This is a genomic window from Mesorhizobium sp. M7A.F.Ca.ET.027.02.1.1 (assembly GCF_004022985.1).
Classification (GTDB): Bacteria; Pseudomonadota; Alphaproteobacteria; order Rhizobiales; family Rhizobiaceae; genus Mesorhizobium.
The window spans coordinates 1-25,231 of record NZ_RZOL01000045.1; the positions used below are offsets into that span (position 1 = coordinate 1).

Sequence of the window (25,231 nt, forward strand, 5' to 3'; positions counted from 1 at the left end):
CAACAGGGTCCGGGCGGTTCGCGGTTCGAATTCCGCTCCGGCCGACCGGGTGGCGATCCGTTCGACGGCAACAGCGACATCTTCAGCCAGATTTTTGGCGACACTTTTTCGGGCGCGCGCGGTCCCGGCACGGGCGATCGCCGCCAGCAGGCGACAGCAGCCGATCTGAACGTGACGCTCGACGTCACCATCGAGGAAGCGGCGACCGCCGAAAAGGTGACGGCGATGTTCCCCGACGGCCGCAAGGTGGCGGTCAAGCTGCCGGCCTATGTCGAGGATGGCCAGACCATTCGCCTCAAGGGCCAAGGCGAGCAGGGGCCGGGCCAGCCAGGCGACGCGCTGGTCAAGATCCATCTGCGCCGACATCCACGCTACCGCATCGAGGGCCGCGACCTGCACGCCGATCTGCCGGTGGTGCTGGCGGATGCGGTGCTCGGCGCCAAGGTGCCGGTCGAGACGCCGACCGGCAGGCTTGCGGTCAACATTCCTGCCTGGTCGAGCTCCGACAAGGTCCTGCGGCTGAAGGGCAGAGGCCTGCCGGAAAAGGCCGGCGGCCACGGCGATCTCTACGCTCATGTGCGTATCATGCTGCCGGAAGGCGGCGACAGCGCGCTCGAAGAGCTGTTGCGCGGCCAAAAAGGCTGATCGGCGGCTTTTGTCCCCCGAACTGTCCGGTTTGGACGCTTGAAGGGGCTCTGTGCCTGTGCGATAGGGCAACCCACAAAGCTGAAATCTTGCGGAGAGCGCTCACATGGCGGGTGGACAGGGCCTAATGGCCGGCAAGCGCGGCCTCATTCTTGGCGTCGCCAACAATAGGTCGATCGCCTATGGCATCGCCAAGTCGTGCGTCGACCATGGCGCCGAGATCGCGCTGACCTATCAGGGCGAGGCGTTCAAGAAGCGCGTCGAGCCGCTGGCGGCGGAACTGGGCGCCTTTGTCGCCGGCCATTGCGACGTCACCGATCCGGCGAGCCTGGACGAGGTTTTCGCCAATGTCGCCAGGCACTGGGGCAAGCTTGATTTCCTCGTCCACGCCATCGCCTTCTCCGACAAGGATGAACTGACCGGCCGCTATGTCGAGACGACGCGCGACAATTTCCTGCGCACCATGGACATTTCGGTCTATTCCTTCACCACCATAGCCAAGCGCGCCGAGGCGCTGATGACCGATGGCGGCTCGTTGCTGACGCTGACCTACTACGGCGCCGAAAAAGTGATGCCGCACTACAACGTCATGGGTGTCGCCAAGGCGGCGCTCGAGGCCAGCGTGCGCTACCTGGCGGTCGACCTCGGCGCCAAGAAGATCCGCGTCAACGCCATTTCGGCCGGCCCGATCAAGACGCTTGCCGCTTCCGGCATCGGCGATTTCCGCTACATCCTGAAGTGGAACGAGTACAATTCGCCGCTGAAGCAGACGGTGACGCAGGAGGAAGTCGGCGATTCCGGCGTCTATTTCCTGTCCGACCTGTCGCGCGGCGTCACCGGTGAAGTGCACCACGTCGATTCGGGCTACCACGTCGTCGGCATGAAGGCGGTCGACGCGCCTGATATTTCGACGGTCAAGGACTAACGCCCGGCCAACCGTCGTCCGTCCCGATCCCGCACCGGAAGACCTGTCGCGCGCCACGGCCAGACCGCGTGGAACGCCGAAATGCGACTTCAGGGGCAGGCCGATACCGATCTCAACGCTCTTGGCCGCGAACAGGCGACCGGCAACGGGCTTCGGCTAGCCGCGTTGGTCCCAAATCCCTGGGAATTCGATTTCCTCGCCAGTCCGATGAAACGGACGCGCGAAACGATGCAGCGTATTCGCGCCGCGATGAAGCTCGATCCGGATGCCTATCGAACCGATCCGCGCCTCGTCGAAGTCAATTTCGGCGATTGGCAGGGATTTACCTTTCCCGAGCTCGAGACACGGTATCCCGGAGCGAGCATGACGCGTGCTCTGGACAAGTGGAACTTTCAGCCGCCCGGCGAAGGCGCCGAGAGCTATCAGATGCTGCTCGAACGGGTGAGGCCATGCTTCGACGCGATCGAACGCCAGACGATATGCGTGACCCATGGCGGCGTCATGCGCACCTTGTTTCGCTTCGTTCTGGGGCTGGCCGAGGATGAGGCAGCGAACCTGGAAATACCGCAGGATCGCCTGCTCAAGCTCGAAGGCAAGAGTCTGGAGTGGCTTTAATGCATGTCGCCCAAAAGTGGCCCCGGTTTTGGGAGAACGACATGCATAAAACAAAGACCTAAAGCGGGTCGCCTGAATCCGTTCAGACGCGACACGCGTTAGGCCATTTGGCAGGCGGCTCGGCGAAAGCTGAACCGCAAAGACAGCATTCAATTGAGGTTGGAAGCTCTAGTTGGCAGAGCTGTCCGGCAGTTCCATATCGGTGACGATGTTTTCGCCATTGGTCACATCGTAGGCAATGACGATGTCCATGCCCGGCTTCAGCGCGTCGAGATCGGTCTCGGCGTTCAGCTTGTAGGACTTGCCGTCATCCAGCGTCAGCGTCGCCGTATCCTTGTCGATCTTCTTGATCAGGCCTTCGGTCTGGCCGGCGAAAGCGGCGGTGGAAAGCAGCAGCGTGGCGGCAATGGCGCCAATCAGGGTACGCATGATCGTTCCTCTTTATCATTGCGCCGGCATGGCGGCGGGCGTTCAACGGCGGATGGAGCAGAGCAGAAACCAACCGAATGTGTCAAAACTAAATCCGCCAGATCACAGTTTGACCCCTGTGAAAAACGCCAATAGAAGGCAACCTACAGCGCCGCGCGTCCTCTTGGACGCGCAAAGGACGCTGTAGCATTGTTGATTTTGCGCATGATCCTTTCCGAAAATCGCTCCGATTTTCGGGGTCATGCGCCAAGCCGGCTCCGCTGCCGGGCAGGGTCATTTCATGTCTCACAACACGTTCGGGCACCTTTTCCGCGTCACCACCTGGGGCGAAAGCCATGGCCCGTCGCTCGGCTGCGTGGTCGACGGCTGCCCGCCCGGCATCCGCTTCACTCGAGCCGACATCCAGGCCGACCTCGACAAGCGCCGGCCGGGGCAATCACGTTTCGTCACGCAGCGTCGCGAACCGGATGAAGTGAAGGTGCTGTCCGGCTTCATCTTCGACGAGGACGGCGAGACGATGATCACCACCGGCACGCCGGTGTCGATGCTGATCGAGAATGTCGACCAGCGTTCAAAGGATTATGGCGAGATCGCCCGCCAATACCGGCCGGGCCATGCCGACTACACCTATGAGGTCAAATACGGCGTGCGCGATTATCGCGGTGGCGGCCGCTCCTCGGCCCGCGAGACGGCAGCCAGGGTGGCGGCCGGTGCCTTGGCGCGCAAAGTGGTTCCGGGCGTTGTGGTGCGCGGCGCGCTGGTGTCGATGGGCGAAAAATCCATAGACCGCGCCAACTGGAACTGGAATTTCATCGGCGATGCCGAAAATCCGTTCTTCACCCCCGATCCGGCCTCCGTACCCGTCTTCACCCAGTATCTCGACGGCATCCGCAAGGCGGGCTCCTCGGTCGGGGCGGTGATCGAGATCGTCGCCGACGGCGTTCCGCCAGGCCTCGGCGCGCCGATCTATGCCAAGCTCGATCAGGACATCGCCTCCGGCCTGATGTCGATCAACGCGGTCAAGGGCGTCGAGATCGGCAACGGCTTCGAGGCCGCCCGCATCACCGGCGAACAGAATGCCGACGAGATGCGCATCGGCAATGACGGCAAGCCGGTGTTCCTGTCCAACAATGCGGGCGGCATCCTCGGTGGCATCTCGACCGGCCAGGCGATCGTCGCCCGTTTCGCCGTCAAGCCGACCTCGTCGATCCTGACGCCGCGAAAGTCTATCGACAAGGACGGCAGGGACGTCGAGATCATGACCAAGGGCCGCCACGATCCATGCGTTGGCATCCGCGCCGTGCCGATCGGCGAAGCAATGGTTGCCTGTGCTATCGCCGATCATTATCTGCGGCATCGGGGACAGACGGGAAGGGAATAGGGGAATAGGGGAATAAGGGAATAGGGGAATATGTTGCGCTCTTAGCCCGGCCGGCCAATCTTTTTGCTTTTCCCTACTCCCGTACTGCCCTACTCCCTTATTCCCCTGCGAGCGAAGCGAGTACCCATGCCTTACGACCAGAAGAAAATCGTCGAAGCCCTGCGTGCTTTCGAACGCGGCGAGATCGTCGTCGTCATGGATGATGACGGGCGCGAAAACGAGGGCGATCTGATCGTCGCCGCTGTCCACTGCACGCCCGAAAAGATGGCGTTCATCGTTCGCCACACCTCCGGCATCGTCTGTACGCCGATGCCGCGCGAAGAAGCCAAGCGGCTGAACCTTGCGCCCATGGTCGCCGACAACGATTCCGCCCACACCACCGCTTTCACCGTCAGCGTCGATTTCAAGCATGGCACCACGACCGGCATCTCGGCCGAAGATCGCACTTTGACCGTTCGCAATCTTGCCAACGGCAATGTCGGTGGCTCGGATTTCGTCCGCCCCGGCCACATCTTCCCGCTGATCGCGCGCGAAGGCGGCGTGCTGATGCGCTCCGGCCATACCGAAGCAGCGGTCGATCTGTGCAAGCTCGCCGGCCTGCCGCCGGTCGGCGTCATTTCCGAGCTGGTCAATGATGACGGCACCGTCAAGCGCGGCCCGCAGGTGCAGGCTTTCGCCGAGGAGCATGGGCTGAAGCAGGTTTCGGTCGCCGACCTCATCGCCTACCGGCAACGTAAGGAAACTCTGGTCGAACGCGTCGCTTGCTCGGAAATCGACACGCTCGGCGGCAAGGCACAGGTCTTCACCTACACGCTGCCGTGGGACTCCATGCACCACGTCGCCATCGTCTTCGGCGACATTCGTGACGGCGAGGAGGTCCCGGTGCGCCTGCATTCGGAGGATGTGGTGACCGATGTGTTCGGCACCAGCCACCGGCTCGACGCCATCATGAAGGAAATGGGCGAGCGCAGGCGCGGTGTCATCGTCTATCTCAGAGAAGGTTCCGTCGGCGTTGCGCATCAGGAGCGCAAACGACCGGCAAGCGGCGACCGCGAGGATCACGAAGAGGCCCGCCGCCGCGAAAACGAGTGGCGCGAGATCGGGCTTGGCGCGCAGATCCTCAAGGATCTCGGCATCTCCTCGATCAACCTGATCGCCTCGCGCGAACGCCACTATGTCGGCCTCGAAGGTTTTGGCATCCACATCGCCAAGACCGAGATCCTTTAGGATATATCGATATTCAGGTGAGGCCGGCCTGCAAATGGCGGCTTTCTGCGCTTTCCGGTGCTCACGGACCGGGAAGTCCGCTGCGCTCCGGTTCTCGAAATCCATCATTTTCGGCTCGGCCTGACCTGAATCTCAACATATCCTGGCGGTCACTCGGCCGGAACGGCGGCTGCTTCACATCCGTCCATCTCGCACTCAGTCGTGGCAAGGCTGCGCTGGCCAAGCAGTACGGCGATCAGTGCAATCGTGCCTGAAGCCACCGACACCCAGAACCCGCTCTGGGCGCCGAACGCATCGACCATCGCACCGGCGGCGAACGAGCCCAGCGCCATGCCGATGCCGATGCCGGTCATGACCCAGGTGATGCCTTCGGTCAGCATCGCTTCCGGCACATGCCGCTCGATCAGGCCGAAGGCGGTGATGAAGGTCGGCGAGATCGCCACACCGCTGATGAACACGGTCAGCGCCAGCAGCGGCACGGTGTCGGCGGTGAGCGGCAACAGCGTGCCGAGCGCGACGAGGGCGACTGCGATGGCCAACTGGCGTTGCAGCGGCGCCTTCAGGCTGAGCGCGCCGACGATGATGCCGAGCACGAACGATCCCAGCGCATAAACGCCGATGACAAGGCTGGCGGCGCCCGGTTGGCCAAGCTCCTTGGTGATCGCCACGGTGGTCACTTCCGTCGTCGCGAAGGTCGCGCCGATGAAGATCAGGGCGAGGGTGATGATCTGAACCGGCCGCAGGCGGATCGCCGAGCCGCTTGAGTTATGGTCCACCGGCCGCACTTGCGGCTCCGTCGAGCGTTGCAGGATGAAGGCCGCTGATCCGAATGCGAGAAATAATGTGCTCACCAGAACGCCGGCTTCCGGGAATAGGGCGGCACTGAGGCCGACCGACAGCGATGCCCCGGCGATATAGACCAGTTCATCGGCCACGGACTCGAAGGCGAATGCGGTGTTCATCTGCGGCCGCCCCCGGAAAATCTCCGTCCAGCGCGCGCGCACCATCGCAGGTATGCTTGGCATGGCGGAGGCCAGCAGTGCCGATACGAACAGCGTCCAAACCGGCCAGTTCTGGTTGGCCGCCGCTATCAGGACCGCGAAAGCCAGCACCGCGATGATGGTGGTGGGCACCACGATTCGTGTCTGGCCCAGGCGGTCCACCAGTCTCGATATCTGCGGCGCGGCGAAGGCGTTGGCCAGCGCGTATGTCGCCGAGACCGCACCCGCCAGCCAGTATTCGCCGCGCGTCTGCGACAGCATCGCCACGATGCCGATTGGCGCCATGGCGATCGGCAGGCGCGCCATGAAGCCGGCGGCCGCAAAGCCCTTGGCGCCGGGGGCACGAAAGATTTCCGCGTAGGGATTTTGCATCGGTTGGTTCCTCGACAAAGGACGATTGGACAATTACATACGGAGCGTATGATCATTAAATAGGCCATACGTCGCGTATGTCAATTGGCATACGTTGCGTATGTGAATAGGGCCAGAAGCCATGCACAGACCCCGCAAGGAGATGATCGCCGAGACGCGCGCCAAGCTGATCGCGGCGGCCCGTCATGCCTTCGGCACAACAGGCTATGCGGAAGCCTCGATGGATGATTTCACCGCTTCGGCCGGGCTGACGCGCGGCGCGCTCTATCATCATTTCGGCGACAAGAAGGGGCTGCTGCAGGCGGTCATAGCCCAGATTGACGGCGAGATGGCGGCGCGCATCAATGAGGTCGCGTCGAGAGCGCCGACCCGTTGGCAACATTTCGTCGACGAGTGCTCGACCTATATCGAGATGGCGCTGGAGCCGGAAATCCAGCGCATCATGTTCCGGGATGGCCCGGCCGTGCTGGGGGATCCAGCGCAATGGCCGAATTGCAGTGCGTGCATCGCTTCAATGACCGACCATCTGACCGCGCTGCAGGAGGAGGGGGTCGTTGTCTCCAGCCTCGACCCCGAGACGGCCTCGCGACTGATCAACGGAGCGAGCAGCCAGGCAGCGCAACGGATCGCCAATTCGAGCGACCCCGAAGCGACGTCGAAGAAGGTGGTGACGGCGTTCAAGCAACTGCTCGAAGGCCTGCTCAAGAAGCCGGATCCGCAGTCGAATTGAAGTTCTCACCGGAGCTTTCGTGCCGGCAGCTGTTCACGATAGGAATTTTTTCTTGACCCGGTGACCTCAGCTAAGGTACATATTCGTCCATGGTGCTGATTTGCGCCAGTGACCCGCCGCACAGGCGGGTTTTTCGTTTGATGCTCCGTCAGCCTACGCGCCGGCGAAGGCTCCGAAGAAACCCGTTAGCCCGAATTCGTTGCCCTTTGGCGTCAGGGCCGGCAATTGACAATCGCCGGGTTGAGTCCATCCTCTTCCACCATCTCTGAGGCGGAGATTCGGGGCACATGTGGGATTTTGAGATCGGCCGGTCGGTGTCCATCATGATGCGGACCTGGCCGTTCATCGTCTTTCGCATGATCGTCTATTTCGGCATCACGCTGGCCTACATTATGGCGACGGGCACCGGCGCCTCGGTCGGCTATGGCGTCGGCCATATCTCCACTGATCCCGACGGGCCCATGTCCTTTGCCCTGTGGGGCGGCGTGGTCGGGTTTGGCCTCGTCTCGATCGCTGTGTATTGGATCCGCGAATACATCCTCTATGTCGTCAAGGCCGGCCACATCGCCGTCATGGTTCATCTGATCGACGGCCGCGACATTCCCGGCGGTCAGGACCAGATCGCCTATGCCAGGGATATCGTGACCCAGCGTTTCGCCGAGGCCAACATCCTTTTCGTCGTCGACCAACTCGTCAAGGGCGCCATCCGCGCCATCACCGGCCTGCTCGGCGGCATCGCCGCCTTCCTGCCGATACCGGGCCTGAGCGGCCTGGTCTCCTTCATCAACACGGTGATCCGCCTGTCGCTGACCTATGTCGACGAGATCATCCTCGGCTACAACATCCGCATCAATTCAGCCTCGCCCTTCGAGACGGCGCGCCAGGGCGTCGTGCTCTATGCCCAGAACGGCAAGGTCATGGTCAAGAACGCCGTCTGGCTGGCGGTCATCATGTGGGGCGTGTCGTTCATCATCTTTCTGATGATGCTGGCGCCTGCCGGCGCGATTCTGTTCCTGATGCCTGGCCAGCTCGCCGGCTGGGCTTTTGTGCTCGCCATCGTCTTCGCCTGGGCATTCAAGGCGGCGTTCATTGAACCCTTCGCCATCGCCTGCCTGATGCAGGTCTATTTCAAGACCATCGCGGGCCAGGTGCCGGATCCGGCCTGGGACGCCCGGCTGGCCGAGGCGTCGTCGAAGTTCAGGGAGCTCAAGGACAAGGCGCTCGCCTCCTTCGGCGGTTCGCGCTGGGCTACGGCCGGCGCCACACCCTGATCGGCCGGGCGGGTGATGTCTGGTGAGGCAGAAACGGTGTTGAGGCGCGCCACGGTGGATTTGAGCTGTGTCTCGCCTTGCCCGGAAAAGGTCTCGCTCATGATCAGCTCCGGCAGCGGCAGCCGCCGTCCCCAGCCATGCGTTTCAAGGTCCGGTTTGGGAGCGAACTCGGAAACACGGCCCACGCAGAGATAGGCGATCGGCGTTACGTGGTCCGGAATGGCCAACAGCCGCTTTAGCGCCTGCGCTTCGATGATGCTGACCCAGCCTACACCGACGCCCTCGGCACGCGCGGCCAGCCAGAAATTCTGCACCGCGCAGACGGTGCTGTAGAGATCCATCTCCGGATTGTGCCAGCGTCCCAGCGGCGAACCCTTCGAGCGCTGCCGGTCGCAGGTGATGCAGATGTTGAGCGCGCTTTCGCAGATGCCTTCCAGCTTGAGCTTGCGGTAGAGTTCCTGCCGCTCTTCGTCGATCGCCGGCAGTTCCTGCTCGCGCGCGGCCAGGAACAGGTCGCGCACCTCCGCCCGTCGCTCGATGTCACGAATGACAATGAAATTCCATGGCTGCATGAAGCCGACCGATGGCGCGTGATGGGCAGCAAGCAGCAGCCGCGCCAGCACGTCGTCATCGATCGCGGTGGGCAGGAAATGGCTGCGCACGTCGCGCCGTGTGAACATGGCGCGATAGACCGCATCGCGCGCACTCTGGTCAAATCCGTCGCCAACAGCAGCGGTCAGGTGTTCCGGCATCGCTTGTCCCCTTGCGATTGCAATTGATATCATCCGCCTGACCATGCGGATGACGATGCCTGCCAGGCCGGTCTTCTGGCTCGGGATCAACCCGCGTCCGGTGCCTTCCCGTCATCGACAGTGGCATTTTACCGGCGCGGTCCCCCTCACAGCGTTGGGCACGCCACGGAATTCAACCGTGTTCCCGATTCTCCCGCTTGCGGCGGGCACCAGGCAGTACCAAAAACCTTACGCCGAAGTGCTGAGGACGCCAATGCTTGCAGCGACGCGAATGGACGCAGTCGCGATTTTCCCCAGTCATCGGCCGCCCGTGCATGGCCTTTGTCGATCCGGGTCACTAGATTAGGACGATGACCACCCGTCTCTACACCCATCCGATCTTCCTCGAGCATCTCACGCCGCCCGGACATCCCGAGCGGCCCGACCGCTTGCGTGCCATCGAGCGCGTGCTCGATGAGGAAGCCTTTGCCGGGCTCGATCGTATCCAGGCGCCGGAAGGCGACGAGGCCACCATCCTCTACGCGCATCCCGCCGATTTCGTCGCCCGCGTGCGCGCCGCCATTCCCGACGAGGGGATTGCCCGCATCGATGCCGACACCACTGCCAGTCCGAAGAGCTGGCAAGCGGCGATCACCGCGATCGGCGCCGCCAACGCCGCCGTCGATGACGTCTTTTCGGGCCGCGCCGACAACGTCTTCGTCGCCGCCCGGCCGCCCGGCCATCATGCCGAAAAGACCACGGCCATGGGCTTCTGCCTGTTCAACACGGCGGCGATCGCGGCGCGTTATGCGCAGAAGAAACACGGTGTCGAACGCGTTGCCATCGTCGACTGGGACGTGCATCACGGCAATGGCACGCAGGACATTTTCTGGGACGATCCGTCGGTGCTCTATTGCTCGACACACCAGATGCCGCTTTATCCCGGCACCGGAGCGAAGAACGAAACGGGCGCCGGCAACATCGTCAACGCGCCGCTGGCGCCGCAGACTGGCAGCGAGGTGTTTCGCGATGCCTTCCTGTCGCGCGTCCTGCCCGCGCTCGACAATTTCGCGCCCGACCTGATTATCATTTCGGCGGGGTTCGACGCGCACCACCGCGATCCGCTGGCCGAGATCAATCTGACCGAGGATGATTTCGATTGGGCGACCGGCCAACTGATGCAGCGCGCGGCACGCCACAGCGGCAACCGGCTCGTCAGCCTGCTCGAGGGCGGCTACGATCTGCAGGGATTGGCATTTTCGGTCGCCGCCCATGTCGGGCGACTGATGAAAGGATGAATGATGGCCGATGAGACCAACGAAGACGTCAAGGCGATGAGCTTCGAGCAGGCACTCGATGCGCTGGAGAAGATCGTCGATGATCTGGAGCGTGGCGACGTGCCGCTCGACCAGTCGATCAAGATCTATGAACGTGGCGAGGCGCTGAAGGCGCATTGCGACCGGCTGCTGAAGGCCGCCGAGGACAAGGTCGAGAAGATCAGGCTGTCGCGCGACGGCAAGCCGGTCGGAACGGAGCCGCTCGACGCGGATTGAGGCCCGGTCCGAACGATGGCCTCGCCTCACCGGTTTTTGGACATGATCATGATCGAGGATATAACTCGTCCCAATTGAAAGAGCTCAAGGACAAGAGGAGATACGGAAGCGATGTGCAGAAACATCAAGACCCTGTTCAATTTTGATCCGCCGGCAACCCCTGACGAGGTGCGCGACGCGGCTCTTCAGTTCGTCCGCAAGCTGAGCGGAACGACGCGGCCCTCGAAGCAGAACCAGCATGCCTTCGACCATGCCGTCGAAGCCATCGCGGCCTCGGCGCGCGAACTGCTCGATTCCCTGGAAACCCATCAGCATCCGCGTAATCGCGGAGAGGTGGCGGCCAAGCTGCGGGCAAAGGCGGCCATTCGCTTTGCCTGACGCGGCCAGGCGGCCTTCGACGGCCGACAAGGAGAGTCCATGAGCTTCTTCCCCGGGAAAGACCCTGAGGCAGGCGACGCCTTTGCCAGCGACCAGATCGAATTGATGGTCATTCCGAACGCCAAGGACATCGGTGGTTTTCAGGTGCGCCGTGCCCTGCCGACGGCAAAAAGGCGGCTGGTCGGGCCGTTCATCTTCTTCGACCGCATGGGTCCTGCCATCCTGCGGGCCGGCCAGGCGCTCGACGTCCGTCCGCATCCGCATATCGGCCTGTCGACGGTCACCTATCTGTTCGACGGCAAGATCCGGCATCGCGATTCACTCGGCACCGAAATGGTCATTCAGCCCGGCGACGTGAATTTGATGACCGCCGGCCGCGGCATCGTCCATTCGGAGCGTACGCCGGAGGAACTGCGTGGCGCGCCGATGTCGGTATCCGGCCTGCAGACATGGCTGGCGCTGCCGGACGACAAGGAAGAGGTGGCACCGGTTTTCGAGAACACAGGAGCGCTCAGGCTTCCCGAGATCGATGCCGAAGGCGTCAACGGGCGCCTCATCATCGGCGATTTCCAGGGGTTGCGGTCGCCGGTCAGGGCCGACTCGGAGACGCTCTACGCCGACCTGCGCCTGGCGCCCGGCGCCAGCGTGAAAATCCCTGCCGATGCGGAAGAGCGCGCCATTTACACGCTGGAAGGCGAGGTCTCGATATCAGGTGACGTCTTTCCGGCGGAACGGCTGCTGGTGTTCCGTCCCGGTGACGAGATCGTCGTATCGTCGCAGACCGGTGCACATTTCATGCTGTTTGGCGGCGCCTCGCTCGGTTCGAAGCGTTACATCTGGTGGAATTTCGTCTCATCGTCGAAGGAACGCATCGAACAGGCCAAGCAAGAATGGAAGACGGGCCGCTTCGACATCGTTCCAGGAGACGAGGAAGAATTCATCCCGCTGCCGGAAAGCTGATGCCTGTCGCCGGAAAGTGGCAGAACGAAATGCATAGACAAAGACTAGGGCCTGATCCGCGTCACTGACACGCATTTACTTTCGCCGGCCGGCGACCTATTTCGCCCATCAACCGAAAGCCTCAGCACCGTGAACGCACCGCCGCATACGCCACTTCTCGACAAGGTCCGCATCCCGGCCGACCTGCGCACGCTTGCGGAAAGTGAACTGCCGCAATTGGCGTCCGAGCTTCGCGCCGAGCTGGTCGACGCCGTGTCCCGCACGGGTGGTCATCTGGGCGCCGGGCTTGGCGTGGTCGAGCTGACAGTGGCGCTGCACTATGTCTTCAACACCCCCGATGACAGGCTGATCTGGGATGTCGGCCACCAGGCCTATCCGCACAAGATCCTGACCGGCCGCCGCGACCGTATCCGCACGCTGCGCCAGGAAGGCGGTCTGTCCGGCTTCACCCGCCGCGCCGAGAGCGAGTACGATCCCTTCGGCGCCGCCCACTCCTCGACATCGATATCGGCCGGCCTCGGCATGGCCGCCGCCCGCGATCTCTCCGGCGGCCGCAACAACGTCATTGCCGTCATCGGCGACGGCGCCATGTCCGCCGGCATGGCCTATGAGGCGATGAACAATGCCGGTGCGCTCGATGCACGGCTGATCGTCATTCTCAACGACAACGACATGTCGATCGCGCCGCCGACCGGCGCGATGAGCGCCTATCTGGCGCGGCTGGCCTCCGGCAAGGCCTATATCGGCCTGCGCGATTTCGGCAAGAAACTGACGTCCTATCTCGGCAAGCGCGCGGATCGTGCGATCACAAGGGCGGTCGAGCATGCACGCGGCTACGTCACCGGCGGCACGCTGTTCGAGGAACTCGGCTTCTATCACATCGGCCCGATAGACGGCCACAATCTGGAGCACCTGATCCCGGTCCTGAAAAATGTCCGCGACAATGGCGAAGGCCCGGTGCTCATCCATGTCGTCACCCAGAAGGGCAAGGGCTATGCGCCGGCCGAAGCCGCCGCCGACAAATATCACGGCGTCAACAAGTTCGACGTCATCACCGGCGCGCAGGCCAAGGCGCCAGCCAACGCACCGGCCTACACCAAGGTGTTCGCCGAAAGCCTGGTCCAGGAGGGCCGCGAGGACGACCGCATCGTCGCCGTCACGGCCGCTATGCCGAGCGGCACCGGTCTCGACCTGTTCGGCGAAGCGTTCCCGTCGCGCACCTTCGATGTCGGCATCGCCGAACAGCACGCGGTGACCTTCGCCGCCGGCCTTGCCACCGAAGGCTACAAGCCGTTCACGGCCATCTATTCCACCTTCCTGCAGCGCGCCTACGACCAGGTCGTCCACGACGTCGCTATTCAGAAACTGCCGGTGCGGTTTCCCATCGACCGCGCCGGTTTCGTCGGCGCCGATGGCGCGACCCATTGCGGCGCCTTCGACACCACCTTCCTGGCGACACTGCCGGGTTTCGTCGTCATGGCGGCCGCCGACGAGGCGGAGCTGCGCCACATGGTGCGCACCGCGGCGAGCTATGATGAGGGTCCGATCGCCTTCCGCTATCCGCGCGGCAATGGCGTCGGCGTCGACATGCCGGAGCGCGGCTCGGTTCTCGAAATCGGCAAGGGCCGCATCGTCAAGGAGGGTACCAAGGTTGCATTGCTGTCTTTCGGCACGCGGCTGCAGGATTGCCTGATCGCCGCGGAGGAGCTAGGTGCTGCCGGGCTGTCCACCACGGTCGCCGACGCCCGTTTCGCCAAGCCGCTCGACCAGGATCTGATCCGGCGGCTGGCCCGCTCGCATGAGGTGCTGGTGACGGTGGAGGAGGGCGCCGTCGGCGGCTTCGCCAGCCACGTGCTGCAGTTCCTTGCCCATGAGGGCCTGCTGGAAAGCGGCCTGAAGGTGCGTCCGCTGGTGCTGCCCGACGCGTTCAGCGACCACGCCAAGCCGGAAAAGATGTATGCCGATGCCGGGCTCGATGCCGCCGGCATCGTGCGCACCGTGTTCGTGGCACTCGGGCACACAGTCCACGCCCAGCGCGCCTGAATCCCAGCGCGCCTGAATCAAAGTCTCAAAGACTTGAATCAGTTTGCCGGCAAGCGATCTTAAGGCATTGTTTACGCTGCCGTTTGGCGCTTTGCTTACCGTGTCTCTTGGCCGTTTTTCAATGGCGCCCTGCTAGATCGTGATCAGGCAGGGAGACAACAACAATGAAAACGCTTCTGTGCGGCGCAGCACTTTGCGCCGTTATCATCGCGCCGGCCACAGCCGAAACGCGCTATGACCGCAGCCTCGAAAAGGCGGCGATGGGCCTCATCGCCGGCAAGATGGGCGACATCCGCGGCGGCTTTTCCTTCAAGCAGGTGCCGCAATTGGTGGTTCTGCCGGCCCCTGTTCCCGCGCCTGCGGTTGCCATCGAGCCTGCACGCGAGCAAGCTTCGGGCGGCCGTGAGGATGGCTTGTCTCCAGCCGTCGAGCGCCCGGTTTCGCGAACCGTATTCTGAGCTGAAGACCAACAAGCCTTGATCGGGATTGCCCGATCGTTTCATCGCGCTTGCCGCTGTGCAGGTGATCTAAAAAGCGTCGGCGATGCTACTCCGCCGCAACCAGCTCCGCTTGCTGCGCCGATTTCTCGGGGCGCCAGGATTGCGCCGCGTGGCGGGCGCGGTCTGCCAGGGCGGCTAGGCGTCCGCGCAGGTTTCGTCCACCCACCACCGACGACAAGATCACCGAATGCGTCGCAAAGCGGCGCTTGAAATCCTCGCCGCCGCAGAGAAAATCGATCGTGGTCAAGCCCCGGTCAAACGACCACTGGATGTAATCCATCATCAAGACCATGCCCGGCGAGGCCCGTTCGAAGGCCGGATCATAGGTGGTGACGAAAGCCATCATCGTTCCATGCTGCTCGAAATTGATCGAGATGGCGATGATCTCGTCTTCGCGTTCGAGCACGAAGATGCGCAGCAACCCGAGCTTGGCCAGAACGGAGATCAGTGCCGCCAGCGCGGGGGAGCCTTCGTCGAAGAGGTCCGAAACGCGGCCGTGTTTTGCAAGCCACAACCGCTTCAGCGCGGCGACGCGCTCCAGCACCGGCTCGCGGGCTTCCTGTGCATCCATCAGGCGGAAACGCAGCGCGCCGCCTTCCTCCATGAATTTGTAGCCACGGCGATAGTTTTGCCGAGTTTTCTTCGACTGGCTTTCAAACCATTGTGCGCCGCGTTGCCCGGCGCCGGAAACTCGATAGCTGACCTCACTGCGGTGGCTTGGCTGCAAGATATTGCCCTGGCCTGGGGCGGCGGGACCAAGCAGGGTTCGGAATCGGGCATCAGGCAACAGACGATTGAGGTAGGCAAGATCGAAGCCGCCATCGTCGAGGATATGTTGCCAGAGTTGCGGCAGGATCTGTGGCTCGGCATCGGGAGCAACCAGGACATCGCCATAGTCGCAGTGATCTTTCGCCGCCCATTCCAGCATACGGATGCCTGAGCGCCAGAAGGTCGCGAGCGCAATGACGGCCTCGAGACGCTCGCCGCTCCAGACCAGGCCGATCCTGAGACCGCGACGGTCCTGATGCGGTGTGGTGTGCCACCAGGCCGAGATCCAGTCGGGATGCTGGAAAACGAGGCCGCCGGCGCGTTGCCAGAGCGCTGCCCAGGCGGGCGCGATTTCTGCCAGTCGCGCTGGCGAGGTCGCAATTTCGATCCGGTGCGTTCGCGGCATCCGGAACACGGCGGGTCCGTTCATGGCCTCCCCCTTTGCGGCGATTGCTGTGGCTCGGGCTTGTCGGTGCGGAAATGTCTGGCGATCTGCCGCCACATCCGCTTCAGCGGCAGGACATAGAGGCCTGCGAGCGACTGGTAGTCGCGCACGTTGCGTTCGATCAAACCGAACTTGAAGTCCTCGTCGGGTCTCGGAACGCACATGGTTCCGAAGAGCCGATCCCAGAACGAGAAGAGCAGCCCGAAGTTCTTGTCGTAGTGGCGCGGGTCGGTGCTGTGGTGCAGCTGATGCCAGTGCGGGCACAGGATCAGATTGTTCAACGGTCCAAACGAGATCTTGAAATGCGTGTGCCTGACGAAATCCATCATCAGGATGTTGCGTATGATGTAGACGTTGACGCCGAAGACCGTCAGCTCGACGAGGTTCAGCGACACCAGCGACCAGATGCCGAAGCAGATGCCGGGAATGACGCCGTCCCAGGCCCGGTTCATCAATTCGTCGAGCGGGTGGACGCGATCCTTGGTGATGCCGACCATCACCTCGGCCGAATGGTGGACCTTGTGCAGTTCCCACAGCACCGGGTAGCGGTGCTGGGCGACGTGGTAGAGATAGTACGAGATGTCGTAGGCAAGCAGCATGGTGATGGTGAAGATCGTCACCGTCACCGGCCCTGCCGGTCCTTCGATCAGGGGCGGCTGGATCGCCAGCAGCGTGGAGAGCAACCAGTTCGTCGCATAGCCGACGGCGCTGACGAAGACGACGCCGGCGGGCAGCATGAGGAATGGCATCAGCGCCTTCCGCGTCACCCAGAACAAAAGGTCGGCTTTCGCCGAAGGGTGCGTGATGACCTCATGCGGGACTGCGAACTCGAAAAACTCTTTCCAGCTCTTTTTCTCGACCGTGCGCCAGTAGGCGACCAGGGCGCTGACCAAAGCAGTCAGCAACAGAAGTCCGGTCGCCAGCAGGCCGGCGCCGGAAATCCGGTCAAGAACCTTGTAGACGATATCGCTGGCCATTTCCAAGGTTGCCGCCTCTTCATCCGGCTTTTCCGGTCGTCGCGGTCATAACATTGAAGTCCTCAAGCAAATGCGATGAAAATTGGTTAAGAAATCATGAGGCTTTCTAGATTTTAGGCACTTATCGGCAGGCGACGAGACCTCATGCTTCGGCGGTCATCCGTCTCAACCGGCGCAACGATAGATATTCATAGGGTGGTCGGCGTGACGGAACGCCTCACCATCGCCGCGGTCCAATGTGCTGGGCGTGATGATGGGAACGTGAGACGAGATGCTTCCGGCCGGTGCTCTTGCCATCGTCGTCGGCTTTCGCCATGAAGGCCGATGAATTCCCCTCTGCCAGCCAGCGCACGCCAGCGGCTCGACGACCTGCTCGTCCAGCGCGGGCTGTTTGCCAGCCGCTCACGTGCCCGCGACGCGGTCGAGCGTGGCACGGTGACCGTCGACGGCGTCATTGCGCGCAAGCCCGGCCAGAGCGTTTTGCCGCAATGCCTTGTTACCATCGATGATCCGGCGCAAGGCTATGTGTCGCGCGCGGCACTCAAGCTGATCGGTGGGCTCGATCATTTCGGCCTCGACCCTGCCGGCTGTGAAGCGCTCGACATTGGCGCCTCGACCGGCGGCTTCACCCAGGTGTTGCTCGAGCGCGGCGTGGTCCATGTCACCGCGGTCGATGTCGGTCATGGCCAGATGCATCCTGATATCGGCGGCGACCCGCGTGTGACGGTGATCGAAGGACTGAACGCCCGCGACCTCGCCGTTGCCGATCTCAGCGGGCGTATTCCGGATTTCATCGTGTCCGACGTCAGCTTCATCTCTCTGAAACTGGCGCTGCCGCCGGCGCTTGGTCTGGCGAAGGCTGGCGCCAAGGCCATGTTTCTGGTCAAGCCGCAATTCGAGGCGGGCCGTGATGCGATCGGCAAGGGTGGTCTGTTGAAAGACCCCTACGACGCCTCCCGTGTCGCCGGCCTGCTGCAGGATTGGCTGGACTCCGTTCCCGGTTGGCGCTCGCTGGGGCTGCATTTGTCGCCGATCGAGGGCGGCGACGGCAATCGCGAATTCCTGCTCGGTGGGATCAAGGACCGATGAGCGCGCGCTTCAGCATCAGGAAACTTGGCGCTCAGGGGGACGGTGTCGCCGAGACCGAGACAGGAGATCTGTTCATTCCCTTCACACTGCCCGGTGAAACGGTTACCGCCGCGCGCGAAAGGGATCGCGCCATGCTGATGGCGGTGCTGGAATCATCGCCGCTGCGCATTGATCCCGCCTGCCGCCATTTCACCGAATGCGGCGGTTGCGCGCTCCAGCATTTCGAAGCCGAAGCCTATCGCCAGTGGAAACGCGAAAAGGTGGCGCACATCCTGAAGGGCAAAGGCATCGATTACGAGATCGGTGACCTGGTCGCTTGCGCGCCGCAGACGCGCCGCCGTGTCGTGCTTGCCGCCCGGCGTACCGATACAGGCATGCTGCTCGGCTTCCATCGCCATCTGTCGCCGGAGATCATCGCCATATCGGAATGCCCGATCTCGCTGCCTGAGATCGTCGCTTCGCTCGATCGGTTGAAGGCGCTCGCCGAATTGGTCTGCGCAACAACCAAATCGTTCCGGCTGGCGGTCACCGTGACCGGTTCGGGTCTCGATGTCGCGGTTCACGAATCCGGCAAGCTGGGGGAGCATCAGCGCCGCATCGCTGCCAATTTCGTCATGGCGCAGGGCTTTGCCAGGCTGTCCATCGATGACGAAATCATCATCGAGCCGAAAAAGCCGGTGGTCATGTTCGGCAGCGTCGCTGTCGCCTTGCCCCCCGGCGCGTTCCTGCAGGCAACCGAGGCCGCCGAACAGGCGATGGCCGATATCGTCGGTGGGCATCTGAAGCGTGCCAAGAAGGTGGCGGATCTTTTCGCCGGCTGCGGCAGCTTTGCTCTGCGTCTGGCCGCGAAGTCGGAAGTCCATGCGGTGGAAGGCGATGCGGCAGCCCTTTCGGCCCTCGACCGTGGATCGCGTTTCGCCACTGGCTTGAAGCGGGTGACGGGTGAACGCCGCGACCTGTTCCGGCGGCCGCTGACATTCAAGGAATTGAATGCCTTCGATGGTGTGGTGTTCGACCCGCCGCGCGCCGGCGCCGAGGATCAGTCGAAGCAGATCGCCCGTTCGGATGTGCCGTACGTCGCCGCGGTGTCCTGCAATCCGGTGACGCTCGCGCGAGATTTGCGCATCCTGATCGACGGCGGCTACATCCTGAAAGGCGTGACGCCGATCGACCAATTCCTGTGGTCGCCGCATGTCGAAGCGGTGGCGTTGCTGGAGAAGCCGAAGCGGAGGCGGTAGGTCGCTTGTGCTTGAGTTGCGCGTGAATTGGGCCTATTTTGATACCGTACGCATCAAAATATGCTAGGTAATCGTCATGAACTCCGCAGCCCTCGAAATTCCGGCGTCACGCTTTGGCGATGAACGGTCGCCTTACCTTTCGGCAAGGCGTGTCGCGGAACAGCTTGGTGTCAACCTGACCGAATTGGCCGGCCTGATCGGGGTCGCGCGCAACACGCTTGCCGCCAAGGCCGGCGCGCGCAAGGTCGACGCCGCCCTCAGCCCGATCGTCCGCATCCTGTCGATGGCCGGTGAAATGGCCGGCGGCGAGCAACGTGCGGCGATCTGGTTTAAGCACCAGCCGATCCCCGGCTGGGCGGGAAAGACCGCCTACGACCTGGTTCGCGAGGGCAAGACGGACAAGGTGCTTGCCTATCTGGAGGCCGTCCGCTCCGGCGTGTATGCCTGAGATCAGCCTGACCTTGTGGCGGGCCATCGTACCGCGTTGGGCGCATCTGCCGCTTTCGGGCGAGGGCGCTGCCCACTTCGGCGGTCGCTGGAATCCAATTGGCGCTTCAACGATCTATGCGGCGCGCGAATTGTCCACCGCCTGGGCGGAGTACAATCAGGGCTTTGTCCAGCATCCGGCGTTAATTGCCCAACTTGAGCTCTCGGGCGCGCGCTTGGCCGATCTGACCGATGCCGCAATGCTGAGCGAATTGGCCATGACGGCGGGTATTCACCAATGCGAATGGCGAGACATGCTGGATCAGGGCCTTGTGCCCGAGACCCACAAGCTGCGGGATCGCCTGCTTGCCGATGGGGTGAACGGCGTGATCTATCCGTCCTTCATGTCGCCCGGCGGCACGTGCGTTGCGCTCTGGCGCTGGAACGAGGATGGCGCGCCGCGCCTGGAGGTCGTCGACCCCGACCGGCGTCTACCGAAATCGCCGGCATCCTGGCTTTAGGGCAATTCAGATGGGCGAGTAAGCTCGTCGACTGTTCTTATCAAACCCTGGTGCCGCCCACCGTCATCTGGTTCATGCGCAGATGCGGCTGGCCGACGCCGACGGGCACGCCCTGTCCGGCCTTGCCGCACATGCCGATGCCGGTGTCGAGCTTCATGTCGTTGCCGATCATCGAGACGCGGTGCATGGCGTCCGGACCGTTGCCGATCAGCATCGCGCCCTTGATCGGCTGCGTCACCTTGCCGTTCTCGATCATGTAGGCCTCGGTGCAGCCGAACACGAATTTGCCCGAGGTGATGTCGACCTGGCCGCCACCGAAGGAGACGGCATAGATGCCGTTCTTGACCGAGGCGATGATTTCGTCCGGCTCCATGTCACCAAATGTCATGTAGGTGTTGGTCATGCGCGGCATCGGCTGGTGGGCATAGCCTTCGCGGCGGCCGTTGCCGGTCGCCTTCATGCCCATCAGCCGGGCATTCTGGCGATCCTGCATGTAGCCGACCAGCTTGCCATCCTCGATCAGCACATTGCGGGCCGAAGGTGTGCCTTCATCGTCGACGGTCAGCGAGCCGCGCCGCTCGGGCATCGTGCCGTCGTCGACGACGGTGACCCCCTTGGCGGCGACCTGCTGGCCGAGCAGGCCGGCGAAGGCCGAGGTCTTCTTGCGGTTGAAATCGCCTTCCAGCCCATGGCCGACGGCCTCGTGCAGCATGACGCCCGGCCAGCCGCTGGACAAGACGATGTCGAAAGTGCCGGCCGGGGCCGGTATGGCCTCGAGATTGACCAGAGCTTGCCTGAGCGCCTCCTTGGCGGCGTGCTTCCAGCTGTCCTCGACCAGGAATTCGCCAAACGCCTTGCGGCCACCCATGCCGTAGGAGCCGCTCTCCTGGCGGTCGCCATCGCCGACCACAACGGAGACGTTGATGCGGACCAGCGGGCGGATATCGCGCACCATTTGGCCATCGGCGCGCACGATCTCGACATGCTGCCAGGATGCGGCGAGCGATGCCGAAACCTGACGCACGCGCGGATCCTCGGCGCGCAGCCAGGCGTCGATTTCCTGCAAGAGCTTTGCCTTGGCCTCGAAGGAAGGCGAGGGGATAGGGTTCTCTTCGCCATAGAGATGGCGGTTGGTGCGGGCAGGTGCCGCGGCAAGCGTGCCGGAATAACCGCCCTTGACGGTTGAAACGGCATCGGCCGCGCGCAGCAGCGACGCTTCGGAGAGGTCGCTGGAATGCGCATAGCCGCTGGCTTCGCCGGCAACCGCACGCAGGCCAAACCCCTGGTCGGTGTTGAAGTTGGCGGTCTTCAGGCGGCCATTGTCGAACATCAGCGCTTCGCTCTCGCTGTATTCGAGGAACAACTCACCGTCATCGGCGCCGTTGATGGTCTCGGCGACGATCTGCTTGATGCGATCGTCTGAAATGTCGAATTGGCCGATCAGGCTGTTCATGGCGCGTCCGTTCACAGGAGGAATGGGTCTTTGCCACGATGTAGGCGCGAAGGCGCGCCGAGACAATCGCTCGGCCGCATTGTGAAGACAAAAGCGGTTTGCCAGCAGCCCGTCGACGTCACTTCTGGTTGATGATGCCGGTGATGTCGCAGGATTTCAGGGGAGGGCGGCGAAGCCGTCGGCAAAACCCTTGAGGTCGACCGGGATGCCGATGCCTTCTTCCGGGGTCTGGAAGACGATGAAGGTGGCCGACGTGCCGGTCTTCAGCGTGTCGAGAAGCGGCTTTTCGAGGATAACCTCGGCATAGCAGCCGTCCTGAAAGCAGCGCACGAAATAGGCGCGGCCGATGTCCTTGCCGTCGACATTGAGGCCGAGCCCGTTGGGCAAAAGCACGCCGAGCGGCGCCAGCACGCGCAGGATCTCCGCCTTGTTGTCGGCGGTGCGCAGCACCACGACCGACAGTCCCATCTCCGGACGGTCCTCGGCGACGACGTTCTGCATCATCACGCATTGTTCCGAGGTGGCACCGGCCGGCGTGTCGCAGATGATCGACCATGCGCCATGTGTCGAGCGCACGGTGCCGCTCGGCTGCGCGGCGTTCGCCGTGCCGGACACGATCGCGGACAAGCCGATGCCAGACAGGGCGGCGAAAAAGATGACCTTCGCCCAGTTTCTCGAAAACCGAGAGTTTCTCGAAAGCCAGTAATTCATGACGGCTCCATTGCGAATCACGGCACTTTAAGCCGCGCCAAAGCCAAGTAAAGGACGAGACCGCACCAGGTCTGCCCCGAAAAAGCCAATTGGGCGCTTTTCCCTGCCAATTTCGCCCGAATTGCGACGTTCGGCACCTGCGGCCCGCGGGAATGCTGCTGCGGGCTCAATGTAGGCGATTCGGTGCTGCCGCGGCTGCCTCCAAAGGCATATCCGGGCTTGCGCGCAAAAATGCCGCACGGTTTCGTCCGCTCCTTTCTTGCGGAGGGAAAAAGAGTATGGTTTGAACCACCTTGAAACTGTCGGGATTCCCGTCCCGGCATTGTTCGTTATTCTCGTGGGTACCGCAGCGAGGAACTGGGAGACGATGAGGGCGATGAGAAATTTCCTGGCAAACGCCAAGGTTCCAGCAAGTGCCAAGTTTCTAAGTGCTTGTGCCGCTGTCACGTTTTTCGCCGGCGCATCCGCCCATGCCGACCAGCCCAAGAACTGGGAGACAACCTTCCAGGCGCCGGCGACTGACATGATGCGGCAGATCGAGTGGTTCGGGAATTACACGATGTGGTTCATCGTTCCGATCACCATCCTGGTGCTGCTTCTCCTCGCTTATTGCATCGTCAGATTCCGTGCGAGCGCGAACCCGGTTCCGTCCAAGACCAGCCACAACACGCTGATCGAGGTGATCTGGACTGTCGGTCCGGTCGTCATCCTGCTTTGCCTGGCAATTCCCTCGTTCCAGCTGCTGACCGCGCAATACACGCCGCCGGAAGAAGCGAAGCTGACCGTCAAGGCGACCGGTAACCAGTGGAACTGGGACTACGAGTACCAGACCGAAAACACGCTCTCCTTCAATTCCGCGATCCTTCAGGACACCGACCGCGCCGCCGCCGGCAAGGAGGACCGCAAGGTTTATCCGCGCCTGCTCGCGGTCGACAATGAACTGGTGGTGCCGGTCAACACCATGACCCGCGTGCTCGTCACCGCGACCGACGTGATCCACTCCTTTGCCATGCCGTCGTTCGGCATCAAGATCGATGCCATTCCGGGCCGCACCAACGAGACCTGGTTCAAGGCGGAGAAGGAAGGTATTTTTTACGGCCAGTGCTCGCAGCTCTGCGGCAAGGACCATGCCTTCATGCCGATCGCCATCCGCGTCGTCTCCGATGCGCAGTTCAAGACCTGGCTGGCGGCAGCCAAGACCGATCTGCCCGGCGCCAACAAGACGCTGATGGCCGAGGTCGACGGCCAGAACAAGGTAGCGGCCGCCGGCAACTGATGCCGCGGGTTAGCAAGATTTAGGGAACGGAGCGGAACATGGCAGACGCTGCAGCTCACGACGGGCACGACCACAAGCCTTATCACGGCTGGGTCCGCTGGGTTTATTCGACCAACCACAAGGACATCGGCACGCTCTACCTGATCTTCGCGATCATGGCCGGCATCATCGGCGGTGCCTTGTCTGTCGCCATCCGCATGGAGTTGCAGGAGCCTGGCATCCAGATCTTCAGCGGTCTGGCGCAGATGGTCTACGGCATGAACGGTGACGCCGCGATCGACGGCGGCAAGAGCATGTACAATGCCTTCGCCACCGCGCACGCCCTGATCATGATCTTCTTCATGGTCATGCCGGCGCTGATCGGCGGCTTCGCCAATTGGATGGTTCCGATCATGATCGGCGCGCCCGACATGGCGTTCCCGCGCATGAACAACATCTCCTTCTGGCTGCTGCCGCCGGCCTTCATCCTGCTTCTCACCTCGATGTTCGTGCCGAGCGCGCCGGGCGCCTTTGGCGTCGGTGGCGGCTGGACGCTCTATCCGCCGCTTTCGACCTCGGGCCAGCCCGGGCCGGCCATGGATCTGGCGATCCTGTCGATCCACATTGCCGGTGCGTCGTCGATCCTCGGCGCCATCAACTTCATCACCACCATCTTCAACATGCGCGCGCCCGGCATGACGCTGCACAAGATGCCGCTGTTTGCGTGGTCGGTGCTGATCACCGCCTTCCTGCTCCTGCTGTCGTTGCCGGTTCTGGCCGGTGGCATCACCATGCTGCTTACCGACCGCAATTTCGGCACCACCTTCTTTGCGCCCGACGGCGGCGGCGACCCGATCCTCTTCCAGCACCTGTTCTGGTTCTTCGGTCACCCTGAAGTGTACATCCTGATCCTGCCGGGCTTCGGCATCATCAGTCACGTCATCTCGACCTTCTCGAGGAAGCCGGTGTTCGGCTATCTCGGCATGGCCTATGCCATGGTGGCGATCGGCGCCGTCGGCTTCATCGTGTGGGCGCACCACATGTACACGACCGGCCTGTCGCTCGATACGCAGCGCTATTTCGTCTTCGCCACCATGGTCATCGCGGTGCCGACAGGCGTGAAGATCTTCTCCTGGATCGCGACGATGTGGGGCGGGTCGATTTCGTTCAAGACGCCGATGCTGTGGGCGCTGGGCTTCATCTTCCTGTTCACCATCGGCGGCGTCACCGGCGTCCAGCTGGCCAATGCCGGCCTCGACCGCTCGTTGCATGACACCTATTTCGTCATTGCCCACTTCCACTACGTGCTGTCACTGGGCGCGGTGTTCGCCATCTTCGCCGGCTGGTACTACTGGTTCCCGAAGATGACCGGCTACATGTATTCGCCCGTCATCGCCAACACCCATTTCTGGGTCACCTTCGTCGGCGTGAACCTGATCTTCTTCCCGCAGCACTTCCTCGGTCTCGCCGGCATGCCGCGCCGCACCATCGACTACCCCGATGCGTTCGCCGGCTGGAATTATGTGTCGTCCATCGGCTCGTATATCTCGGCCATCGGCGTCCTGATCTTCCTCTATGGTGTGTTCG

General features: G+C 62.7%; 24 protein-coding genes, 2 pseudogenes and 1 riboswitch. Of the genes and pseudogenes, 19 read left to right on the forward strand and 7 right to left on the reverse strand.

What is annotated here, in order from left to right:
* The 3 genes and pseudogenes from EN749_RS07925 to EN749_RS07935 all read left to right on the forward strand — a co-directional run.
* A partial coding sequence (locus tag EN749_RS07925) for a DnaJ C-terminal domain-containing protein (RefSeq protein WP_128362892.1) occupies positions 1 to 645 on the forward strand: 645 nt, incomplete at its 5' end.
* A gap of 106 nt (positions 646 to 751) precedes the next feature.
* Entirely contained in the window at positions 752 to 1,570 is an 819-nt protein-coding gene (gene fabI / locus EN749_RS07930) for an enoyl-ACP reductase FabI (protein WP_127268175.1), read from the forward strand.
* Positions 1,571 to 1,615: 45 nt separating this feature from the next.
* Positions 1,616 to 2,185: pseudogene (locus EN749_RS07935) on the forward strand (histidine phosphatase family protein); the annotation flags it as partial.
* Positions 2,186 to 2,353: 168 nt separating this feature from the next.
* On the opposite strand, the gene EN749_RS07940 reads toward EN749_RS07935, so the two are convergent.
* Positions 2,354 to 2,614 carry a DUF1344 domain-containing protein gene (locus EN749_RS07940; RefSeq protein ID WP_027035965.1) on the reverse strand — a complete coding sequence of 87 codons (261 nt, stop codon included), beginning with the start codon at positions 2,612 to 2,614 and terminating at the stop codon, positions 2,354 to 2,356.
* A gap of 280 nt (positions 2,615 to 2,894) precedes the next feature.
* Here EN749_RS07940 and aroC point away from each other — a divergent pair, with 280 nt between their 5' ends.
* A complete protein-coding gene (gene aroC / locus EN749_RS07945) occupies positions 2,895 to 3,995 on the forward strand; it encodes a chorismate synthase (protein ID WP_127811012.1) in 1,101 nt (366 codons plus the stop codon).
* Between the two features lie 126 nt (positions 3,996 to 4,121).
* Complete coding sequence (ribB, locus tag EN749_RS07950; protein WP_127811011.1) at positions 4,122 to 5,222, forward strand: 3,4-dihydroxy-2-butanone-4-phosphate synthase; 1,101 nt, start codon at positions 4,122 to 4,124, stop codon at positions 5,220 to 5,222.
* Positions 5,223 to 5,371: 149 nt separating this feature from the next.
* Here ribB and EN749_RS07955 read toward each other — a convergent pair whose 3' ends face one another.
* Positions 5,372 to 6,595: an MFS transporter gene (locus EN749_RS07955; protein ID WP_127811010.1), complete on the reverse strand. Its 1,224-nt coding sequence runs from the start codon at positions 6,593 to 6,595 to the stop codon at positions 5,372 to 5,374.
* A gap of 121 nt (positions 6,596 to 6,716) precedes the next feature.
* On the opposite strand from EN749_RS07955, the gene EN749_RS07960 reads away from it, so the two are divergent.
* On the forward strand, positions 6,717 to 7,325 hold the full coding sequence (locus tag EN749_RS07960; RefSeq protein ID WP_127268181.1) for a TetR/AcrR family transcriptional regulator: 609 nt from the start codon (positions 6,717 to 6,719) through the stop codon (positions 7,323 to 7,325).
* Between the two features lie 287 nt (positions 7,326 to 7,612).
* The gene (locus EN749_RS07965) at positions 7,613 to 8,596 is read left to right on the forward strand and encodes a hypothetical protein (protein WP_245481765.1); all 984 of its coding nucleotides are present in this window, start codon (positions 7,613 to 7,615) and stop codon (positions 8,594 to 8,596) included.
* A gap of 122 nt (positions 8,597 to 8,718) precedes the next feature.
* On the opposite strand, the pseudogene bluB reads toward EN749_RS07965, so the two are convergent.
* Positions 8,719 to 9,393 (reverse strand): annotated as a pseudogene (gene bluB / locus EN749_RS38645) (5,6-dimethylbenzimidazole synthase); the annotation flags it as partial.
* Between the two features lie 2 nt (positions 9,394 to 9,395).
* Positions 9,396 to 9,577, reverse strand: a riboswitch (cobalamin riboswitch).
* Positions 9,578 to 9,698: 121 nt separating this feature from the next.
* Between bluB and EN749_RS07975 the strand changes: the two are divergent.
* The 6 genes from EN749_RS07975 (at position 9,699) to EN749_RS08000 (ending at position 14,719) form a co-directional block, all read left to right on the forward strand.
* The gene (locus EN749_RS07975; protein ID WP_127270331.1) at positions 9,699 to 10,625 is read left to right on the forward strand and encodes a histone deacetylase family protein; all 927 of its coding nucleotides are present in this window, start codon (positions 9,699 to 9,701) and stop codon (positions 10,623 to 10,625) included.
* Positions 10,626 to 10,628: 3 nt separating this feature from the next.
* Complete coding sequence (locus EN749_RS07980) at positions 10,629 to 10,880, forward strand: exodeoxyribonuclease VII small subunit (RefSeq protein WP_127268720.1); 252 nt, start codon at positions 10,629 to 10,631, stop codon at positions 10,878 to 10,880.
* A gap of 111 nt (positions 10,881 to 10,991) precedes the next feature.
* Positions 10,992 to 11,258, forward strand: coding sequence for a DUF2277 domain-containing protein (locus tag EN749_RS07985; RefSeq protein WP_127811009.1), 267 nt, complete (start codon positions 10,992 to 10,994; stop codon positions 11,256 to 11,258).
* Positions 11,259 to 11,297: 39 nt separating this feature from the next.
* Positions 11,298 to 12,218: a pirin family protein gene (locus EN749_RS07990; protein ID WP_127811008.1), complete on the forward strand. Its 921-nt coding sequence runs from the start codon at positions 11,298 to 11,300 to the stop codon at positions 12,216 to 12,218.
* 129 nt (positions 12,219 to 12,347) lie between these two features.
* On the forward strand, positions 12,348 to 14,261 hold the full coding sequence (dxs, locus tag EN749_RS07995; protein WP_127811007.1) for a 1-deoxy-D-xylulose-5-phosphate synthase: 1,914 nt from the start codon (positions 12,348 to 12,350) through the stop codon (positions 14,259 to 14,261).
* A 164-nt stretch (positions 14,262 to 14,425) separates the two neighbouring features.
* Entirely contained in the window at positions 14,426 to 14,719 is a 294-nt protein-coding gene (locus EN749_RS08000) for a hypothetical protein (protein ID WP_128362894.1), read from the forward strand.
* Positions 14,720 to 14,807: 88 nt separating this feature from the next.
* Here EN749_RS08000 and EN749_RS08005 read toward each other — a convergent pair whose 3' ends face one another.
* Together EN749_RS08005 and EN749_RS08010 are read right to left on the reverse strand one after the other, a co-directional pair.
* Complete coding sequence (locus tag EN749_RS08005) at positions 14,808 to 15,959, reverse strand: GNAT family N-acetyltransferase (RefSeq protein WP_128362895.1); 1,152 nt, start codon at positions 15,957 to 15,959, stop codon at positions 14,808 to 14,810.
* A complete protein-coding gene (locus EN749_RS08010) occupies positions 15,956 to 16,951 on the reverse strand; it encodes a sterol desaturase family protein (protein WP_164874016.1) in 996 nt (331 codons plus the stop codon). The genes EN749_RS08005 and EN749_RS08010 overlap by 4 nt, the downstream gene beginning before the upstream one ends.
* Positions 16,952 to 17,275: 324 nt before the next feature.
* On the opposite strand from EN749_RS08010, the gene EN749_RS08015 reads away from it, so the two are divergent.
* The 4 genes from EN749_RS08015 to EN749_RS08030 all read left to right on the forward strand — a co-directional run bounded on the left by EN749_RS08015 (position 17,276) and on the right by EN749_RS08030 (position 20,225).
* The gene (locus EN749_RS08015) at positions 17,276 to 18,040 is read left to right on the forward strand and encodes a TlyA family RNA methyltransferase (RefSeq protein WP_128362896.1); all 765 of its coding nucleotides are present in this window, start codon (positions 17,276 to 17,278) and stop codon (positions 18,038 to 18,040) included.
* Positions 18,037 to 19,278, forward strand: a complete 1,242-nt coding sequence (locus EN749_RS08020) for a class I SAM-dependent RNA methyltransferase (protein ID WP_128362897.1) — start codon at positions 18,037 to 18,039, stop codon at positions 19,276 to 19,278. The genes EN749_RS08015 and EN749_RS08020 overlap by 4 nt, the downstream gene beginning before the upstream one ends.
* Before the next feature lie 76 nt (positions 19,279 to 19,354).
* Positions 19,355 to 19,726 carry an antitoxin Xre/MbcA/ParS toxin-binding domain-containing protein gene (locus EN749_RS08025; RefSeq protein WP_128362898.1) on the forward strand — a complete coding sequence of 124 codons (372 nt, stop codon included), beginning with the start codon at positions 19,355 to 19,357 and terminating at the stop codon, positions 19,724 to 19,726.
* On the forward strand, positions 19,719 to 20,225 hold the full coding sequence (locus tag EN749_RS08030; RefSeq protein ID WP_128362899.1) for an RES domain-containing protein: 507 nt from the start codon (positions 19,719 to 19,721) through the stop codon (positions 20,223 to 20,225). The genes EN749_RS08025 and EN749_RS08030 overlap by 8 nt, the downstream gene beginning before the upstream one ends.
* 40 nt (positions 20,226 to 20,265) lie before the next feature.
* On the opposite strand, the gene tldD is transcribed toward EN749_RS08030, so the two are convergent.
* Together tldD and EN749_RS08040 are read right to left on the reverse strand one after the other, a co-directional pair.
* Positions 20,266 to 21,678 carry a metalloprotease TldD gene (tldD, locus tag EN749_RS08035; RefSeq protein WP_128362900.1) on the reverse strand — a complete coding sequence of 471 codons (1,413 nt, stop codon included), beginning with the start codon at positions 21,676 to 21,678 and terminating at the stop codon, positions 20,266 to 20,268.
* A 156-nt stretch (positions 21,679 to 21,834) separates the two neighbouring features.
* The gene (locus EN749_RS08040; protein WP_013532781.1) at positions 21,835 to 22,389 is read right to left on the reverse strand and encodes an invasion associated locus B family protein; all 555 of its coding nucleotides are present in this window, start codon (positions 22,387 to 22,389) and stop codon (positions 21,835 to 21,837) included.
* A 259-nt stretch (positions 22,390 to 22,648) separates the two neighbouring features.
* Between EN749_RS08040 and coxB the strand changes: the two genes are divergently transcribed.
* Entirely contained in the window at positions 22,649 to 23,665 is a 1,017-nt protein-coding gene (gene coxB, locus EN749_RS08045) for a cytochrome c oxidase subunit II (protein ID WP_164873885.1), read from the forward strand.
* A gap of 38 nt (positions 23,666 to 23,703) precedes the next feature.
* A partial coding sequence (gene ctaD / locus EN749_RS08050) for a cytochrome c oxidase subunit I (RefSeq protein ID WP_128362901.1) occupies positions 23,704 to 25,231 on the forward strand: 1,528 nt, incomplete at its 3' end.